Origin of the sequence: Nocardioides aequoreus, assembly GCF_000720335.1 — a bacterium.
GTDB lineage: Bacteria > Actinomycetota > Actinomycetes > Propionibacteriales > Nocardioidaceae > Marmoricola > Marmoricola aequoreus.
The window spans coordinates 168,460-184,811 of sequence record NZ_JOJN01000007.1 but is presented as its reverse complement, the minus strand read 5'-3'; the positions used below and the strand labels follow the sequence as shown (position 1 = coordinate 184,811).

At 74.6% G+C, this 16,352-nt stretch carries 15 protein-coding genes; 10 read left to right on the top strand and 5 right to left on the bottom strand.

Annotation, left to right across the window (positions count from 1 at the left end):
- Positions 1-6 precede the first annotated feature (6 nt).
- The 4 genes from IG63_RS0114125 to IG63_RS0114110 are packed head-to-tail and all read left to right on the top strand — an operon-like array spanning position 7 to position 4,026.
- On the top strand, positions 7-765 hold the full coding sequence (locus tag IG63_RS0114125) for a DsbA family protein (protein ID WP_051706836.1): 759 nt from the start codon (positions 7-9) through the stop codon (positions 763-765).
- Positions 762-1,400, top strand: a complete 639-nt coding sequence (locus IG63_RS0114120) for a vitamin K epoxide reductase family protein (RefSeq protein ID WP_245604440.1) — start codon at positions 762-764, stop codon at positions 1,398-1,400. Before IG63_RS0114125 ends, IG63_RS0114120 begins: the two co-directional genes overlap by 4 nt.
- On the top strand, positions 1,397-1,999 hold the full coding sequence (locus IG63_RS0114115; RefSeq protein ID WP_051706834.1) for a copper resistance CopC family protein: 603 nt from the start codon (positions 1,397-1,399) through the stop codon (positions 1,997-1,999). Before IG63_RS0114120 ends, IG63_RS0114115 begins: the two co-directional genes overlap by 4 nt.
- The gene (locus IG63_RS0114110; protein ID WP_157210180.1) at positions 1,996-4,026 is read left to right on the top strand and encodes a bifunctional copper resistance protein CopD/cytochrome c oxidase assembly protein; all 2,031 of its coding nucleotides are present in this window, start codon (positions 1,996-1,998) and stop codon (positions 4,024-4,026) included. The genes IG63_RS0114115 and IG63_RS0114110 overlap by 4 nt, the downstream gene beginning before the upstream one ends.
- Before the next feature lie 12 nt (positions 4,027-4,038).
- Here the strand turns inward: IG63_RS0114110 and IG63_RS0114105 are convergent, their stop codons facing one another.
- Positions 4,039-4,563, bottom strand: coding sequence for a pyridoxamine 5'-phosphate oxidase family protein (locus IG63_RS0114105; RefSeq protein WP_245604439.1), 525 nt, complete (start codon positions 4,561-4,563; stop codon positions 4,039-4,041).
- 24 nt (positions 4,564-4,587) lie between these two features.
- On the opposite strand from IG63_RS0114105, the gene IG63_RS0114100 reads away from it, so the two are divergent.
- The gene (locus IG63_RS0114100) at positions 4,588-5,337 is read left to right on the top strand and encodes an EcsC family protein (protein ID WP_030484996.1); all 750 of its coding nucleotides are present in this window, start codon (positions 4,588-4,590) and stop codon (positions 5,335-5,337) included.
- A 9-nt stretch (positions 5,338-5,346) separates the two neighbouring features.
- Here IG63_RS0114100 and IG63_RS0114095 read toward each other — a convergent pair whose 3' ends face one another.
- Positions 5,347-5,787, bottom strand: coding sequence for an FHA domain-containing protein (locus IG63_RS0114095; protein ID WP_036195567.1), 441 nt, complete (start codon positions 5,785-5,787; stop codon positions 5,347-5,349).
- 75 nt (positions 5,788-5,862) lie between these two features.
- Between IG63_RS0114095 and IG63_RS20825 the strand changes: the two genes are divergently transcribed.
- Complete coding sequence (locus tag IG63_RS20825; protein ID WP_036195565.1) at positions 5,863-6,717, top strand: DICT sensory domain-containing protein; 855 nt, start codon at positions 5,863-5,865, stop codon at positions 6,715-6,717.
- 70 nt (positions 6,718-6,787) lie between these two features.
- Positions 6,788-8,488: a hypothetical protein gene (locus tag IG63_RS0114085; RefSeq protein ID WP_030484993.1), complete on the top strand. Its 1,701-nt coding sequence runs from the start codon at positions 6,788-6,790 to the stop codon at positions 8,486-8,488.
- On the opposite strand, the gene IG63_RS0114080 is transcribed toward IG63_RS0114085, so the two are convergent.
- Positions 8,439-9,287, bottom strand: coding sequence for an SDR family oxidoreductase (locus tag IG63_RS0114080; RefSeq protein ID WP_030484992.1), 849 nt, complete (start codon positions 9,285-9,287; stop codon positions 8,439-8,441). The two genes, IG63_RS0114085 and IG63_RS0114080, sit on opposite strands and share 50 nt — an antisense overlap.
- 35 nt (positions 9,288-9,322) lie before the next feature.
- On the opposite strand from IG63_RS0114080, the gene IG63_RS0114075 reads away from it, so the two are divergent.
- A complete protein-coding gene (locus IG63_RS0114075; RefSeq protein ID WP_245604438.1) occupies positions 9,323-10,642 on the top strand; it encodes an acyl-CoA dehydrogenase family protein in 1,320 nt (439 codons plus the stop codon).
- A 139-nt stretch (positions 10,643-10,781) separates the two neighbouring features.
- Here the strand turns inward: IG63_RS0114075 and IG63_RS0114070 are convergent, their stop codons facing one another.
- Positions 10,782-11,663 (bottom strand): crotonase/enoyl-CoA hydratase family protein, encoded by an 882-nt coding sequence (locus IG63_RS0114070; RefSeq protein WP_030484990.1) that lies wholly within the window; start codon positions 11,661-11,663, stop codon positions 10,782-10,784.
- Entirely contained in the window at positions 11,660-12,883 is a 1,224-nt protein-coding gene (locus IG63_RS0114065; RefSeq protein WP_051706828.1) for an LCP family protein, read from the bottom strand. Before IG63_RS0114065 ends, IG63_RS0114070 begins: the two co-directional genes overlap by 4 nt.
- Positions 12,884-13,028: 145 nt before the next feature.
- Between IG63_RS0114065 and IG63_RS0114060 the strand changes: the two genes are divergently transcribed.
- Positions 13,029-14,489, top strand: a complete 1,461-nt coding sequence (locus IG63_RS0114060) for an LCP family protein (protein ID WP_030484988.1) — start codon at positions 13,029-13,031, stop codon at positions 14,487-14,489.
- A 15-nt stretch (positions 14,490-14,504) separates the two neighbouring features.
- Complete coding sequence (locus tag IG63_RS23595) at positions 14,505-16,316, top strand: glycosyltransferase (RefSeq protein ID WP_036195662.1); 1,812 nt, start codon at positions 14,505-14,507, stop codon at positions 16,314-16,316.
- Positions 16,317-16,352 lie beyond the last annotated feature (36 nt).

Genomic DNA, 16,352 nt, shown 5'->3' with positions numbered 1-16,352 from the left:
CTCCGCATGTCCAACAAGAAGAAGTCGCGCCAGGAGCGCGAGCAGACCGCACGCACCCGAGGGTCGCAGCTGATGCAGGAGCAGCGCGCCAAGGAGAAGCGGCGCAACGCGATGATCCAGGGCGGCCTGCTCGTCACCGTGGTGGCCGTCGTGGTGCTGCTGGTCGTCGTGGTGCTGCAGTACCGGGACCGGCAGAACGAGCCGGCCACCGCACCCGCCCGCGTCAGCGACGAGGGCGGCTTCGTGGTCGGCGCCGAGGACGCCTCGGTGACGGTCAGCGTGGTCGAGGACCTGCAGTGCCCAGCCTGCCAGGCCTTCGAGACCACGAGCGGCGCGACCCTCGCCGAGCTCGCCCAGGCCGACGACACCGCGGTCGAGTACCGGGTCGTGGCCTTCCTCGACCGTGCCTCCACCGACGACTACTCCAGCCGGTCCGCCAACGCCTCGGCGTGCGTGTGGGACCAGGGTGACGCCGAGGTGTGGCGCGACTTCCACGACTCCCTCTACGTGCAGCAGCCCGCCGAGGGTGGTGCGGGCCTGACCGACGAGCAGCTGGTGCAGCTGGCGGTCGACGCCGGCGCAGACGAGGAGGCCGTCGAGCCCTGCGTGCAGGACGGCGACTTCCGCGGCTGGGTCGAGCAGAACACCCAGGCCGTCTCCGAGACCGGCGTCGACAGCACGCCCACGGTCTTCGTCAACGGCGGGGAGACCGACGCCCGCACGCCCGAGGAGCTCCAGGCCGCGGTCGAGGCGGCGCGCGCGTGAGTCACGCCGACCTGCAGGACGCCCCTGCCGAGCACCCGCCCGACGACCCCGGTGTCGACGAGGGGTCGGCGCGACGGCTGCGCTGGCACGGGCTGCAGCTCACCGTGCTCGGCGCCGTCGGGCTGGGCGCGGCCTTCGCGCTGACCACCGACCGCATCAAGCTGCTCCAGGACCCCGACTTCCGGCCCTCCTGCGACCTCAACCCCGTGCTGTCGTGCGGGTCGGTCATGGTCACCGACCAGGCCTCGGTGCTCGGCTTCCCCAACCCGCTGATCGGCCTGATGGCCTTCGCCGCGGTGGTGGCGCTCGGCGTCGTGCAGCTGACCGGCACGCGGCCGTCGCGCCTGGTGCAGTGGGGCCTGGCGGCGGGCGCGCTGGCCGGCTGGGGCTTCGTGCACTGGCTGGCCTTCCAGAGCCTCTACCGCATCGGTGCCCTGTGCCCCTGGTGCCTGGTCGTGTGGTCGGTGACCGCCCCGATCGCGATCTGGTCGGTGCTGCGCCCCTGGCGCGACTCCGGCTCCCGGGTCGGTGCGGCGCTGTGGTCGGTGCGGTGGTCCCTCGTCGTGGTCTGGTACCTCGTCGTGGTGGTCCTCGCCCTGGTGCAGTTCTGGAGCTACTGGAGGACGCTGCTGTGAGCGCACCGACGATCCGGGCCACCTGCGGCCGCGCCCTGCTGGCCCTGGTGCTGTGCCTGCCCGCGCTGCTGCTCGCGGCCGGACCCGCCTCCGCCCACGCCGGGCTGCTCGACAGCGACCCCGCCGACGGGGCGACGCTGGAGGGCGCCCCGCGGCAGGTCACCTTGAGCTTCAACGAGGACATCCAGCGGCCGGCGTACGTCGTGGTGCGCGCGGCGGGCGAGGAGGTCGCCTCGGGCGAGGCGGAGGTCTCCGGCCCGCGGGTGACCGCGAGCGTGCCGGCCGACGCCGCTCCGGGTGAGTGGAGCGTGGCCTTCCGCGTGGTGTCGACCGACGGGCACCCCGTCACCGGCGAGCTCGGCTTCACCGTGGCCGAGCCGCCGGCGGCCGAGTCCACCCAGGAGTCCACCCAGGAGCCCACCCAGGAGCCCACCGGCGGCGCCTCCGCCGCCGACGAGTCGTCGCCGGCCGCTGCGCAGCCGGGCACGGCCGAGGCCGAGGCGGGCCTGTGGGAGCGCCACGGCGACCACGTGCTGGTGGGCGCCGCCCTGCTCGCCCTCGCGGCCGCGGTGCTGGTCCTGGCCAGGCGGTCACGGTGAGCAGCGGGACGGCGAGCCCGGTGGGCGAGGTCAGCGCCGAGGAGCGTGCCCGGCTGCGCCGCGAGCGCACGGCCCGGCAGCGCCGGGTCGGCTGGACGCTGCTGGTCGCCGCCCTGGTGCCCGCGCTGCTCGTCCTCGGGCTGGGCGGGGCGACCGCCCCGGTGCCCGAGGGGCTGCCCGACCCGGGCGCGCTCACCACCTGGGGCCTGCCGGTGGCCGAGGTGCTCGGTCAGCTGCTCGCCGTGCTCGTCGTGGGCTCGCTGCTCGTCCCGGTGCTGGTGACCGCCGGGCCGGAGGAGGAGCTCGAGGGCGTGGCGTTCCGCGCCGTGCACCGGGTCCGGCCGTGGGCGCTGCTGTGGCTGCTCGCGTGCGTGGTCCAGGTGGTGCTCACCGCGTCGTCGCTCTTCGCGGTGCCGGCGTGGGAGCAGAGCCCCGGCAGCGTGCTCGACCTCATGCTCCAGGTGGACCAAGGCCGCGCGCTGCTCGTGCAGACGCTGCTGGTGGCCGCGGTCGCGCTCGGCAGCCGCTGGGCGCTGCGCGCCCGCGAGGCCGGCGCCATCCTGGTGCTGGCCGTGGCCTCGCTGGTGCCGCCGGTGCTCACCGGTCACACGGCGTCGTCGGGCAGCCACGACCTCGCGACGGTGAGCCTGCTGCTGCACGTGCTGCCCGCCGTGATGTGGGCCGGCGGCGTGGTCGCGCTCGTCTGGCACCTTGGCGCCGGGGGGGAGAAGCAGGCCCGGGCCGCGCGGCGCTTCTCGCCCCTCGCGGCGTGGTGCTTCGCGCTGGTCGCGCTCTCCGGCGTGGTCAACGCCGCGGTGCGGCTGCGCTCCTGGGACGACCTGGTCGGCACCTCCTACGGCCGGGTGGTGCTGCTGAAGGTGCTGGTGCTGCTCGCCGTCGGCGTGCTGGCCGCCCGGCTGCGCGGCCGGGTGCGCGCGCGGCACGAGGGCCGGCCGCTGCTGCTGCGCACGGTCGGGCTCGAGGCCGCGGTGCTCGCCACGGCCGTCGGCCTCGGCGTCGGGCTCTCTGGCACGCCGACGCCGGTGGGGGAGACCTACCCGACCCTGGCCGAGTCGCTCGTGGGCGGGCCGATGCCGGCGGCGCCCACCGCGCTGCGGCTGCTCTGGCCGCTCAACCCCTCCGGCTTCGGCATCGCCGTGGTCGGTCTCGGGCTGGCGGCGTACCTCGCCGGCGTGCTGGCGCTGCGCCGGCGCGGCGACCGGTGGCACCCGCTGCGCACGCTCTCGTGGGTCGCCGGCCTGCTCGTCGTCGGGATCGCCACCGTGGGCGGGCTCGGGGCCTACTCCCACGTCGCCTTCAGCTACCACATGGTCAGCCACATGCTGCTCTCGATGGTGGCCCCGGTCTTCCTGGTCGCGGGCGCCCCGGTGACGCTCGCGCTGCGCGCCCTCCCGGGCTCCGACCTGCCGGGGGGCACCGGTCCCCGGCAGCTGCTGGCGCGGGCGCTGCGCTCACGGGTGGCGCGCTTCCTGACCCACCCGCTGGTCGCGTCGATCATCTTCACCGCGAGCCTCTACGGCGTCTACTTCTCCGGGCTCTTCGGGGTGCTGATGCTCAACCACCTCGGCCACCTGATCATGGAGCTGCACTTCCTGCTCGTGGGCTTCCTCTTCTTCGAGGTCATCGTCGGCGACGCCCCGCTGCCCAAGCGGCTGCCGCACGCGGCCCGGCTCGGGCTGCTGCTCGTGGTGGTGCCCTTCCACGCCTTCTTCTCGATCGCGGTGATGAGCTCGACGACCGTCATCGGCGGGGAGTTCTACTCGCTGCTCGACCGGCCGTGGGCCACCGACCTGCTCCGCGACCAGTACGTCGGGGGCAGCCTGGCCTGGGCGCTCGGCGAGGTGCCGATGGTGCTCGTGCTGCTGATCCTCGTCGCCCAGTGGGTCCGCAGCGACCGCCGCAGCGCGGCGCGCGAGGACGCCCGGGCCGACCGCGACGGCGACGCCGCGCTGGCGGCGTACAACGCCCGGCTGCAGGCGATGTCGCGCCGGGACGCCGACTCCTAGGACCCCGGACTCCTAGTCGTCCGCGGGCGGAGGCGCGGTGCTGCCGGCGACCTCCATGGGCGGCAGGCCCAGCTTGCGGTGGTCCCAGCTGCGGGTGCGCTCGACCTCGAGCCGCACGGCCACGCGCTTGCGCGCCATCTCCTCCACGAGGGGACGCACCTCCTCGGAGTACGGCCCCTGGTAGCGTTCGAAGACGTCGACGCAGACCCGCCAGACCACCGCCGGGTCGTCGACCACGACGCCACGCCCCTCCATCGCGACCCCGCGCAGCTGGTCGTAGGTGTCCCCGGCCTCGACCAGCACCGACATCCGGTCGTCGCGCCGCAGGTTGACCACCTTCTGCGAGGTCGCCTTGGTCTCGATCCACAGCGTGGGGCCGGCGTCCGCGCGGTCGCCGTCGAGCACGGCGTACCACATCGCGACGAGGTGCACCGCCCCTCGCGCGCCGTACGTCGCGACGGTCGCGGTGCGCTGCTCGCGCACGAAGTCCGCGACCTCGTCCTCGGTCATGGTGATGTGCCCGCGTCGGTGTGCCACCAGGCGCACGCTAGCGTCGCGGCCATGGGACTGGTACGAAGCGCCGGAGGCGCCGCACTCTCGAAGTTCGCCGTGCTGCCGCAGGGACCGACCGCCGAGCTGGTCCACCAGGCGCTCCACCACGCCATCGCCGGCGTGGGTCCGCTCCACGGTGCCCGCCAGGCCGCCGAGCAGGCGCTGCGCAGCGCCGATGGTGACGTCGACGGTGCGATCGACCGGCTGCTCCGGGTGCACCTGGGGCTGGCCGGGAGCCAGGGCTTCCTGACCAACCTCGGTGGCCTCGTGACGGCCGCCTGGTCGATCCCGGCCAACATCTCGGGCCTGGCGCTGGTGCAGGTGCGGCTCGTGGCCGCGATCGCGCACCTGCGCGGCTACGACCTCTCCGACACCCGGGTTCGCAACGCCGTGCTGGCGACGCTGCTCGGCCGCAAGACCGTGCGCGAGCTGGTGCGCTCGGGCAAGCTGCCCGGCACGCCGCGCCAGATCGCGGAGCTGCCGACCGGTGAGCACACCCGCGCCGCTGCGCAGGGCGGCCGGGTCTCGCGCGCGGCGCGCACCGAGCTCGACCGGACGGTCGGCGCACAGGTCGCCACCACGCTGCTGGCCGAGGTGGGCGGCAAGCGGGTGGCCTCCTTCGTGGGCCGTCGCATCCCCGTGCTCGGCGGCGTCATCGGTGCGGGCAGCGACGCGTGGAACACACGCGCGCTCGCGGCCTACGCCCGCGACGAGCTGGCCGGCCCCAGCGACGGCTCGGCCACCGGCTCAGCCGCCTGACCCGCTCGCTCAGCGGTCCTCGGGCCGTGGGGGCTGCGGGCGCTGGTGGCCGATCTCGCCACCCACGCGGCCGCCGTACGGACGACCGTGGTCGGCGTGCTCGTCGCGGTAGTAGGCGAGCACGTGGTCGCCGAGCTCGATGCGGGCCCCGCTGCGCAGCAGCTGCGCCCGCACGGGCGCGCCGTGCACCCGGGTCTCGGCACCCTCGCTGCGCAGCACGAGCTCGTCGCGGTCGTCGCGGCTCAGCGTCGCGTGGAGCGGCGCGAGACCCGGCAGCACCACGTCGCAGCCGTCGCTGGACCCGATCGTGACCACGTCGCCCTCGACGTACCAGACCACCTGACGCTCGCCCGGGAGGTAGTACTCCTGCTCCAGGGCCAGGCGCGGCGCGCCTCCGTGGTCGGGGTCGTGCGTCGTGGTGGGCTGGCGGCTGTCGGGCGAGGTGCTCATGCTCCCGAGAGTGCCCGAATCGCCGATTATCTCAACGTTGGTCTCAACAAGCTGTTGAGGTTTAGCATGCCTGTCATGGCCTCGGAGGATGCGTACCCCGGTGAGGGTGCTCAGCTGACGATCGGCGACCTCGCGGACCGCACCGGGGTCGCCGCCGCCACGCTGCGGATGTGGGAGCAGCGGCACGGCTTCCCCGAGCCGCACCGGCTGCCGAGCGGCCACCGCCGCTACCGCGAGTCCGACGTCGAGCAGATCGTCCGCGTGGTGGGCCTGCGCGACGCCGGCGTCCGCCTCGACCTGGCCATCCGGCAGGCGCGCGCCGCGGGGGAGCCCGGGGTGCCGTCGGTCTACGCCTACCTGCGGCAGCGTCACCCGCAGATCGCCACGCACCGGCTCACCAAGCGCACCCTGCTGGGGCTGTCGTGGGCCATCGAGGACGAGTTCTGCGCCAAGGCCGACCAGGCCGACGTCTTCGGCGCCTTCCAGCGCGAGCAGTTCTACGCCCGCGCCGAGCCGCGCTGGACCGAGATCGCGCAGCTGGCCCGCTCCACCACGGTCCTGGCCGACTTCGCCGCCTCCGACCCCACCGCCTCGCCCGCCAAGGTGGCCCTCCCGGAGGGTGCGCCGATGCGGCGCGAGTGGGCGGTCGTCTGCGACGCCCCCGACCTGCCCGTCGTGCTCACCGCCTGGGAGCTGCCCGGGCAGCGCGACACCCGCGACCGGGACCGCCTCTTCGAGTCGATGTGGAGCGTCGACCCCGCAGCGGTGCACGACGCGGCCCGGGTCTGCGCGCACGTCTCCGGGCTCGGCGACCTGCCGGTGCTGCCCCGACGCGCCGGCGAGGCCGACGCGGCGGCGGTCACGCGCCTGTTCAACCGGGTGGTCGCCTACGTCGACCGGCTCGGCTCCGGTTTGCCGAAAACCCCCTAAACAGGACATCGGCTCTCGTATCTTGAGGTCGGAGGAGTCCGCCTCCCCGACCACGGCGGACGCACAGCGCATGCCACAGCCCCGGCACCGGACCACCCGCCTCGCGGCGCTCCTCGCCGTGCTGGCGCTGCTGGTCTCCGGCTGCGGCTGGTTCTCCGGGGACGACGCGCCCGTCGCCGAGGCCACACCGGCCCCGGTCGAGCAGCCCGACCCCGACGTCGAGGTGATCGGTGCCGACGACGTCGAGGTCGGCGAGCCGGTGACGCCCGACGCCGCCGGGCAGGGCGTCTACTTCGTCTCCTCGCTCTACGACCTCACCGGCCCCGAGCTCTCGCAGCCGGTGCTGGTGCGGATGGTCCTCGACAGCTCCGTGCCGGACGGGACGCCGCTCGCCGTCGCCGCGCGCGACGACGACGGCGCCCCCTGGCGCTTCGTGGAGGGGCGGCTCGACACCGACCGCCGCCACGTCGAGTTCATCGTCTCCGAGCTGGGCACCTTCGGCGTCCTCGCGATCGACGAGGGCAGCATCGGCGACACCCTGCGCCGCACGGCCACGGAGGTGCTCGCCCGCGACGCCGTCGAGCCGGAGGGCGTCGTCGACCCGACCTGCCCCGAGACCGCCGCCGCGCGCCAGGACGGCTACTCGGTGCGCAGCTGGAAGCGCGACACCCTCGCGTGGTGCTTCGGGCGGCTCGGCGACGAGCGCGTGGTCCAGGTGACCAACGCGCGTGCCGTGCCCGTGCGGGTGAGCGCCCATGGCGCCGTCGACCGGGGCCAGACCGGGGCGACGCTGCGTGACGGGCTGCCGTGGACGGCGTGGCTGGACGCGGTCGAGGCGGCGGGCGCCTCCACGACGAGCGCCACTGCCTCCGCCCAGGACACCGACACCCTGCTGGCCCCCGGACGCACGCTGAGCGTCGACGCCGACCTCGAGCCCGGCACCACGCTGCTGCTCACCGCGACCGACGACCCCCGCAGCCGGTCGGTCCAGCTGCTCAACGCCGCGGTCCGCGCCCTCGACGCCCAGGTGACCGCCTTCGGCGTCGTCGACGACGGCGCCGTGCCCCGCCCCGCCCGGCTGCTCGAGACCTGGCTGCAGCAGCCCGGCTGCTCCCGCGTGCTCGGGGGCAGCACCCGCGCGCTGGTGCGCGGCTGCCTCGGTGAGCGCGCCCTGAGCCGCGCCTACGGCTCGGCGTCGCTGCTGCTGGCCCCGGTCGTCGCCACCGACGCCATGCCCGCGCTGCTGCGCGACCGCATGCTCGCGCTGCAGTCCGGCGCCGAGCAGGTGGAGCAGCGGATCCAGGTGGCCCGGGCCAAGCCCGACTTCGGTCCGATGGTGGGCACCTTCGCCGGCACCGGCCGCACCCTGACGGTCACTGCCGACGGCGTCGTCACCGAGACCTTCAACCGGGAGGGGACCAAGGTCGCGACGCTGACCTACCAGCTCTCCGACCCCGACGAGAAGGGCACGCGCGCCACCGCCACGCTCACCGCGATCCAGGTCCTCGCCCGCAAGCAGCTGCCCGTCGCGGAGCCGCGGCTGGGGCAGAGCGGCACCTTCACGCTGACGCGCGGGGTGGCCACCTCGCCCTTCCTGCGCACCGACTACTGCAACGCCGAGCGGGCGGCCCAGGGTCGCTGCACCGACCCCGAGCCGGAGCCGGAGCCGGAGCCGGAGAAGAAGGCCGAGGAGAAGGCCGAGCCGAAGCAGCGCACGCCGGTCACCGGCGACGCAGCACCTCGCGGAGACCAGTCGCCCGGCGGCCGCTGAGGCGGCGTACGTCGTCGGTCACCTCGGCCAGCTCACCCGAGGCGATCGCGGTGTAGGTGCTCACCCACGCCTCCACCTGCCAGTCGGGGGCGCCGTACGACGACCGCGAGGCGTAGGCCTCCCGCAGCGTCTCGTCGACGTAGGTCACCGTGCGTCCCTCGGCCTCGCCGACCTGCTCGGCCACCTCGGCCAGCGAGAGCGCCTCCGGGCCGGTGAGGGTGTACGTCGCCCCGGTGTGCGCCGCGGGGTCGCGCAGCACCGCGGCCGCGCAGGCGGCCACGTCGGCACGGGCCACGGCCGCCACGCGCCCGTCGCCCGCGGGGCCGCGCAGCACGCCGGCGTCGTCGACGAAGAGCGGGAAGACGTCGAGGTAGAAGTTGTCGCGCAGGTGCGTCCAGGTCAGCCCCGACGCCTCGAGGTGCTGCTCGGTCGCCGCGTGGTCGCGACCCAGGGTGAAGGTGCAGGTGGGGGAGGCGGCGGCGAAGGAGGTGTAGACGACGTGCTCGACGCCCGCCTCGGCCGCGGCGTCGACCAGGGTGCGGTGCTGCTGCAGTCGGTCGGCGCTCTCGGAGGCCGAGACCATCAGCAGCGTCCGCACGCCCTCGAGCGCGGCGACGGCCGAGGCCCGGTCGGCGTACCCGGCGAAGCCGACGACCTCGGCCCCGGGCAGCACGGGCGCCCGGCTGACGTCGCGGGCGAGCAGGCGGGTGGGGGTGCCGCCGCTGAGGGAGAGCAGTCGTGCGACGGCACCGCCGAGGGCGCCCGTCGCGCCGGTGAGGGCGAGGTCGGGGAGCGTCATGCCCCCATCCTGAGGGGGTGGTGGAGGATGACGCCATGACCGCTGCCAGCGACCGATCCACCGACCCGGCCTCCGACCCGCTGTCCCGCGCGGTGGGCTCCACGATGTACCCGGCCTACCCCGCGCCGTCCGAGCGCGCCCGGGAGCTCTACGTCGACCTGGTCGACTTCATGCGCAGCGAGGTCTTCCCGGCCGAAGCGGCCTACGACGAGCACCGCCACCGGGTGGGACCCGAGGACACCTCGGTGCCGCCGGTGGTCGAGGAGCTCAAGGTCAAGGCGCGCGAGCGGGGGCTGTGGAACCTCTTCCTGCCCTCCGAGGCGGGTCTCACGCAGCTGGAGTACGCCCCGCTCGCCGAGCTGTCGGGCTGGAGCCTGGAGCTGGCGCCCGAGGCGCTCAACTGCGCCGCGCCCGACACCGGCAACATGGAGCTGCTGCACCTGCGCGGCACCGAGGAGCAGAAGCGCCGCTGGCTGCAGCCGCTGCTCGACGGCGAGATCCGCTCGGCCTTCGCGATGACCGAGCCGGCCGTGGCCAGCTCCGACGCCACCAACATCGCCACGCGGATCGAGCGCGACGGCGACGACTACGTCATCAACGGGCGCAAGTGGTGGATCAGCGGGGCCGCCGACCCGCGCTGCGAGGTGCTCGTCGTGATGGGCAAGACCGACCCCGACGGCCCGACCCACCGCCAGCAGTCGATGGTCATCGTGCCGACCGCCACCCCGGGGGTCACGATCGGCCGCAACTTCCCGGTCTTCGGGCGTCACGACCAGCACGGCCACTGCGTGGTCACCTTCGAGGACGTGCGCGTGCCGGTCGACCACCTGCTCGGCGAGGAGGGCGGGGGCTTCGCCAACGCCCAGGCCCGGCTCGGGCCCGGCCGGATCCACCACGTGATGCGGGCGCTGGGCGCCGGCGAGCGCGCCCTGGCGCTGATGGTGCAGCGGGTGCAGGAGCGGGTCGCCTTCGGCCGGCCGCTCGCCGAGCAGTCGTCGGTGCGCGAGCGGATCGCCGAGTCACGCATCCAGATGGAGCAGGCGCGCGCGCTGTGCCACAAGGCGGCGTACGTCGTCGACAGCGAGGGCAACAAGGCCGCCCGTCACCTCATCGCCGCCGCGAAGGTGGCCGTGCCGCGCGCCGTCAACGACGTCATCGACCGCGCGATCCAGGTGCACGGCGGCGCCGGCATCTCCGACGCCACCCCGCTGGCGATGCTCTACGGCTGGCACCGCGCGATGCGCATCTTCGACGGCCCCGACGAGGTGCACCTCGGCTCGCTGGCCCGCGCCGAGCTCGGCGCCGACCCGCTCTTCACGCTGCCCCCGTCGTACGCCGCCCGCGCGCTGCAGTGACCGGCCGGCTCGCAGACGCGCGGGCACAAGTCCGGCAGCGTGCCGGGTCCGTCCCGGTCTGACCGGGACGAAGCGGACTGGGCCGACCACTTCTGTCCGCGCGTCTGCGTACGTCCGGGGGCCCGCACGTGGCGGCGGGTCAGAGCACGTCGGGCAGCTCGCTGGCGCGGCCGGTGAAGCGCGGGGCGCGCTTTTCTCGGAAGGCGGCCACGCCCTCCTTGCCGTCGCCGAGCGAGGTGTGCCACATCGCCAGGCTGTCGGCGCGGTGGGACTCCACCGGGTGGTCGAAGCCGGTGCCGGCGTAGAGCATGCGCTTGGCCAGGCCCAGGGCGACGGGGGAGCGGTCGCGCACGAAGGACCGGGCGAGCTCCTGGGCGGCGCCCAGGAGCTCGTCGGGCTCGTGCAGCGAGCGCACCAGGCGACCCTCCAGCGCCTGCTCGGCGGTGAGCACGTCGGCGGCGTACACCCACTCCAGCGCCTGCTGGATCCCCACGATGCGGGGCAGGAACCACGACGACGCCGCCTCGGGCACGATGCCGAGCCGGCCGAAGACGAAGCCGATGCGCGCCGTGGTGGAGGCGAGGCGCAGGTCCATCGCCAACGTCATGGTCGCGCCGATGCCCACCGCGGGGCCGTTGATGGCGGCGATCACCGGCTTGGGCAGCGCGTGGATCGCCAGCGTCACCTTGCCGCCGGTGTCACGCACGCCGGAGTGCCACGGCTCCTCCGCGAGGTGCTCGCGCAGGACCTCGGGGGTGGGGGAGAGGCTCTCGTCGAGCCCGAAGACGTTGCCCTCGGCCGAGAGGTCCATGCCGGCGCAGAAGGCCCGGCCGGCACCGGTCACCACGACGGCACGCACGGCGTCGTCGGTGGCGGTGGTGGTGAAGAACGTCTCCAGCTCCCGGGCCATGGTCACCGTGAAGGCGTTGAGGGCGTCGGGGCGGTCGAGCACCAGCGTGCCGACGCCGTCGTCGTCCAGCGACCACGACAGCGTCTCCCAGGCGGTCGTCCGGGCGCTCACCCGACGCCCGCGAGGCCGGTCGCCGTGCACAGCTCGTCGGGCAGCTCGCCGACGCGGTCCTCGCGCACGAAGCCGAGGAACTGCTCGGCACGCTCGTCGTCCCAGTTGACGGCCTGGTCGGCGATCGGGATGCCGCAGGTCTTGCCCGGCCGGGTCATCGCGACGCCGAACTGGGCGAGCGCGATCGGACCCGTGCCCTCGCTGATCCGCAGCGAGGTCGCCGCGGCGTCGTTGACGCGCCAGTAGCGCACCGGGTTGAGGAAGGTCCAGGGCGAGGCGACCTCGCCGCCGATGGCGCCGATGACCTCGCGCTGCCGCCGGGCCCGGTCGAGGTCGCCGTACTGGCTGACGTAGCGCGAGCGCGAGTAGCCGAGCGCCTTCACGCCGTCGGCCTCCTGGCACCCGGCCTCGATGTCGAGGTTGGCGCGCGGGTCGTCCATCGCCTCCTCGGGGCAGATCTCGATGCCGCCCACGGCGTCGACGGCGTTGACGAAGCCGCCGAATCCGATCTCGACGTAGTCGTCGATGCGCACGCCGGTCTCCTGCTCCAGGGTGCGCACGAGCAGCCGGGGGCCGCCGTAGGCGAAGGCGGCGTTGATCTTGCCGCTGCCGCGTCCGGGGATGTCGACGATGGAGTCGCGGGGGATCGAGAGCAGCAGGTTGGGCCCGCTGCCGGTGTGCAGCAGCATGATGGTGTCGGTGCGCTGACCGACGTCGCCGACGCCGCCGGTGCCCAGCCGCCGGTTGTCGGCCTCGGAGAGCCCCCGCCGGCTGTCGGAGCCGACGAGCAGGTAGGTCGTCCCCGGCTGCTGGGGAGGTCGCTCGCCGGCGCGGGGCTCGATGTCGACCTTGTCGATGCGGCCGACCGCCCACAGCGGCACGGCCACCAGGAAGGCCAGCCAGCCGACCAGCAGCACGTAGACCACGCGGCGGACCCGGCGCCCGCCGCCCGGACGCCGGGTCCGGCGCTCGCGGGGCGGCTGCACGATGCGCGGCGGGGGAGCGGCGGCCTCGGTGCGCATGCGCTGGGTCGCCGGCGGCTGCTGACCGGGGCGTCCCATCGTGGGGATCATCCGGGTCGGCTCCGGGTCGCCGGCGGGCTGACGCGGTGCGTCGCTGCCGCCGCCCTGGCGGCCGCCGCGGGCGCCGTAGAGCCAGCCGTACTGCGACTCGTCGTCGTCGCGGCCGCTCCCGCGCCCGTCTCTCCCACCTGCAGGCATGCCCAGGAAACTACCGCGCGCGGACCGACCGGCCCGGGACCGCCCGGCGCGCCGTCGCGGCGCGCGGTCGCCTTGCTGGTGAGATTGGCGCGCTCCGCGGACCCTCGACGTGACCGCACACCGACGACCGGAGAGGCCCTTCCCCATGGCGTCCCTGCTGACCGACCCGCCTGTCGACGCCTCCCAGCGACCCCGCAGCCCCCGCGACGCCGGTCAGCGCTTCCGGCGGGCGCTGCTGCTGATGGTGATGACGCTGGTGGTGCCGGGCTCGGCCCAGCTCGTCATGGGACGCCGCCGCACCGGCCGCGTGGCGCTGCGGATCTGGCTGGGCCTGCTGGTCACCGGGCTGCTGCTCCTCGGCCTGGGACTGGTCTTCGACACCCTGATCTGGCGGCTGCTCACCAGCGACCTCGTGCTCAGCACCGCCCGGCTGCTGCTGATGGCCCTCGCGATCGGCTGGGCCTACCTCTTCGTCGACGCCTGGCGGCTGGGCGACCCCATGTCGCTGCGTCGCAAGCAGCGCCTGGCCATGGTCGGCGTCAACGGCGTCCTCTGCTTCTCCGTGGCGGGCTCGCTGCTCTTCGCCTCCCACCTGGTCACGGTCAACAAGGACCTCATGGGCGGGCTCTTCGCCGACGGTCACGCCGTGGGCGCCCACGAGGGCCGCTTCAACGTGCTCCTGCTCGGGGGCGACTCCGGCGCCGACCGCTGGGGCCTGCGCCCCGACTCCATCCAGGTGGCGAGCATCGACGCCGAGACGGGCAAGACGGTGCTGCTCGGGCTGCCGCGCAACATGCTCAACTTCCCCTTCCCCGACGGCTCGGTGATGGACGCGCAGTTCCCCGACGGCTACGACTGCGGCGCGCAGTGCGAGCTCAACTCGCTGGCCACCTGGGCCTACGACCACCCCGACCTCTTCCCGGGCTCCGAGGACCCGGGCGTCGACGCGACGATCCAGGGCGTGGAGGGGATCACCGGCCTCGACATCAACTACTACGCGATGGTCAACATGCGCGGCTTCGAGCAGCTCGTCGACGCCGTCGGCGGGATCGAGCTCAACGTCCGCGAGGACATCCCGATCGGGGGCGGTGCGGCCGGCCAGACCGGCACGGTGGAGGCGGGGCGCCGCACCCTCGACGGCTACGAGGCGCTGTGGTTCGCGCGCTCGCGGATGAGCTCCGACGACTACTCGCGCATGGCGCGGCAGAAGTGCGTGATCGACGCGATGGTGCGCCAGCTCGACCCGCAGACCGTGCTGCTCAACTTCCAGGACATCGCGGAGGCCAGCAAGGCGCTGGTGAGCACCGACCTCCCGCGCGGCGAGGTCGGCAAGTTCATCGACCTCGCGCTCAAGGCGCGCAGCCACCCGATCCGCACCGTCTCCTTCGTGCCGCCGCTGGTGAGCACCAGCGAGCCCGACATCGACCTGATCCACGACAAGGTCCAGACAGTGATCGAGCGCTCCGAGGGCAAGGGTGCCCCGGCCAAGAAGGCGGTCGAGCGCACGCCGGCCCCGGCGCAGACGTCGACGACCGGGGGCTCCGTCGGGAGCATGAAGGCCGGCTACGGCGCCAACCAGGCCGACGACCTCTCCGCGGTGTGCTGACGTAGCGTGCTCGCCGTGGAAGGGGCCGCGCGTGTCGTCGCGGTCGTCGTCACCTGGAACAGGCGTGACCTGCTGGTCGAGTCGCTCGACGCGCTCGCGGGCCAGGACGCCCCGCTGACGGCGACCGTGGTGGTCGACAACGCCTCCACCGACGGCACCGCCGACCTGCTGCGCGAGCGCGCCGCCGGCGACCGGCTGCTCGACGTCGTCCCGCTGGAGGCCAACAGCGGCGGTGCCGGGGGCTTCGCCGCGGGCGTGGCGCAGGCACTGACCCACGACCCCGACCTGGTGTGGCTGCTCGACGACGACACCGTGCCGACGCCGGGAGCGCTCGCCGCGCTCCTCGAGGCGCGCGCGGCGTACCGGACGAGGGAGGGCCGGGCGCCCGCCGTGCTGGCCAGCCGGGTGGTGTGGAGCGACGGGCGCGACCACCCGATGAACACGCCCCGGCCCAAGCCGGGCGCGAGCGCGGCGGAGCGGGCCGCGGCGCAGGCCGTCGGCGCGGTGCCGATCCGCTCCGCGAGCTTCGTGTCGCTGCTGGCCGACGCCGACGTGGTGCGCGAGCGCGGTCTCCCGCTGGCCGACTACTTCCTGTGGAACGACGACTTCGAGTACTCCACCCGGCTGCTGCGCGACCGGGTCGGGCTCTACGTGCCCGCGAGCGTGGTGGTGCACAAGACCCGCGCCTTCGGGTCCACCGACGCCGACCCGGGGGAGCGCTTCTACTTCGAGGTGCGCAACAAGCTCTGGCTCTTCACCCGCTCCGCCGGCCTGACCCCCGCCGAGAAGGCGCTGTACGCCGGGAGCACCGCACGTCGCTGGGTGCGCACCGCACGCCGCTCGAGCGACCGCCGCACCCTGCTCCGTGCCGCCGCGCGCGGCCTCCGCGACGGGGTGACCACCGGGCCGCGCCCCAACGCCGAGGTGCTCGAGCGCGCCGGCTGGCACGCGCCCCTGGCCACCGTCGACCCGGGGCGGCTGCTGCCGGCCGGCACCCCCTTCGCGCTGCTGGTCGCCACGTGGGCAGGAGACCGGCCCGACTACCTGCGCCTGGCGCTGACCTCCTCGGTGCACGACCAGACCCGCCGGCCCGCCCAGGTGGTGCTGGTGCAGGACGGGCCGGTCCCGGAGGCGCTGGCCGCGGAGATCGAGCGGCTGGTCGCGACCAGTCCCGTGCCCGTCACCCACCTCGTGCTGCCCGGCAACGTCGGCCTCGGCCCCGCCCTCGACGCCGGCCTGGCGGCCAGCGATCACGAGGTCGTCGCCCGGATGGACGCCGACGACGTGAGCGAGCCGACCCGCTTCGCCGAGCAGCTCCCGCTGCTGGAGGCGGGCGCCGACATCGTCGGCTCCGGGCTGCTGGAGTTCGACGACGACCCCGCGGAGGTCGTCGGGCGTCGTACGCCGCCCACGGACCCGGAGGAGATCCTGCGGGTGGTCCGCTTCCGCGACCCCTTCAACCACCCGACGGTGGTCTACCGGCGCAGCGCGGTGCTCGCGGCCGGTGGCTACAGCGACATGGCGCTGATGGAGGACTACCTGCTCTTCACCCGGATGCTCGTGGGCGGCGCCGTCCCGGCCAACCTCGCCGAGCCCCTGGTGCGCTACCGCGTCGGCGACGGCGCCTACGCGCGACGCGGGGGCCGCGAGCTGCTGCGCTCCGAGCTGGCGCTGCAGCGTCGCTTCCGCGACCTCGGGCTGACGACGCGGCGGCAGTACCTGCGCAACGTCGCCGTCCGGGGCGGATACCGTCTGGTGCCGGAGCCGGTGCGTCGGCTCGCCTACCGACGGCTGCTCGCCAACCGCACCGGCCACGCCCGCGGCTGACGCACCCCCGTCCGTCCCCATCGATCCACCGACTCA

Excerpts from the sequence above, each read along its gene's own strand:
- IG63_RS0114125 (WP_051706836.1), top strand. The coding sequence starts at position 7 with ATGTCCAACAAGAAGAAGTCGCGCCAGGAGCGCGAGCAGACCGCACGC.
- IG63_RS0114100 (WP_030484996.1), top strand. The coding sequence starts at position 4,588 with ATGGGACTGGTACGAAGCGCCGGAGGCGCCGCACTCTCGAAGTTCGCC.
- IG63_RS0114085 (WP_030484993.1), top strand. The coding sequence starts at position 6,788 with ATGCCACAGCCCCGGCACCGGACCACCCGCCTCGCGGCGCTCCTCGCC.
- IG63_RS20825 (WP_036195565.1), top strand. The coding sequence starts at position 5,863 with ATGGCCTCGGAGGATGCGTACCCCGGTGAGGGTGCTCAGCTGACGATC.
- IG63_RS0114075 (WP_245604438.1), top strand. The coding sequence starts at position 9,323 with ATGACCGCTGCCAGCGACCGATCCACCGACCCGGCCTCCGACCCGCTG.
- IG63_RS0114060 (WP_030484988.1), top strand. The coding sequence starts at position 13,029 with ATGGCGTCCCTGCTGACCGACCCGCCTGTCGACGCCTCCCAGCGACCC.
- IG63_RS0114095 (WP_036195567.1), bottom strand. The coding sequence starts at position 5,787 with ATGAGCACCTCGCCCGACAGCCGCCAGCCCACCACGACGCACGACCCC.
- IG63_RS0114080 (WP_030484992.1), bottom strand. The coding sequence starts at position 9,287 with ATGACGCTCCCCGACCTCGCCCTCACCGGCGCGACGGGCGCCCTCGGC.
- IG63_RS0114065 (WP_051706828.1), bottom strand. The coding sequence starts at position 12,883 with ATGCCTGCAGGTGGGAGAGACGGGCGCGGGAGCGGCCGCGACGACGAC.